Genomic DNA, 1027 nt, shown 5'->3' with positions numbered 1-1027 from the left:
CCCTGGTGCGCCCGCTGGGGGACCGGTTCGTGGTGCGGGCGCTGGCTGGCGGCGAAGTGGCGCGCGCCGGCCATGTGCTGCGCGTGCGGCCGGCTGAACCGCTGTTCCCCGAAACCGCGCTTGACCTGGGTGAAGCGGCGCTGGCCTGGGCCCGCCGGCTGTGATCCTCACCGAACTGCTGGCCACCGATCCGGTGAAGCTGGCAATCCCGGCGTTCGTGGCGCTGATCGTGATCGAACTCGTCGCCGTGCGGCTGGGGTGGCGCGGCGATTATGACTGGCGCGATACCGGGACCAGCCTCGCCATGGGGTTGGGCAACACCATCGTCGGGGCCGCCGTGGGCGGCGCGGTGGTGGCGGTTTCGGCGTTCACCTGGCAGCATCGCCTGTTCGATGTGCCGGTGGCGTGGTGGAGCCTGGCGCTATGCTTCGTGGCGGATGACCTTGCCTATTATGTCTTCCACCGCACCGCCCACCGCGTGCGCTGGTTCTGGGCCAGCCATGTCATCCACCACAGCAGCCAGCACTATAATCTCTCGACTGCCCTGCGGCAGACGTGGACCAGCGTGATCAGCCTCGGCTTCATCTTCCGGCTGCCGCTGTTCCTGATCGGCTTCCCGCTGGAGCTGGTGTTCTTCTGCGGCGCGCTCAACCTCGTCTATCAGTTCTGGATCCACACCGAACTGGTGGACCGGCTGCCGCCCTGGTTCGAAGCGGTGATGAACACGCCCTCCCACCACCGCGTCCACCACGGCACCAACCCGCGCTACCTAGATCGCAACTATGCCGGCGTGTTCATCATCTGGGACCGGATGTTCGGCACCTTCCAGCCCGAACTGGCCGATGATCCGCCGCGCTATGGCATCATCCGCCAGCTGCCCACCTTCAACCCGCTGTGGGTGGCCGTCCACGAATGGGTGGGCATCGCGCGCGACCTTGCGGCGGCGCGCAGCCTGAAACAGGCCTGGGCAGCCGTGGCCGGGCCGCCGGGCGCCGTGAGCGGCGAAACCAGCGATGCCGTGCGCGCC

The 1027-nt window shown here is 68.2% G+C and carries 1 protein-coding gene; it reads left to right on the top strand.

The window, feature by feature from the left end; all coding sequences use genetic code 11:
- Window positions 1-160: 160 nt before the first annotated feature.
- A partial coding sequence (locus GJV64_RS14765) for a sterol desaturase family protein (protein WP_235927779.1) occupies window positions 161-1027 on the top strand: 867 nt, incomplete at its 3' end.

The sequence above is a fragment of the Sandarakinorhabdus rubra genome (genome assembly GCF_010994245.1).
Classification (GTDB): Bacteria; Pseudomonadota; Alphaproteobacteria; order Sphingomonadales; family Sphingomonadaceae; genus Sandarakinorhabdus; species Sandarakinorhabdus rubra.
Note: the sequence above shows the minus strand (reverse complement) of the source record. Positions and strands in the feature narration are given on the sequence as shown.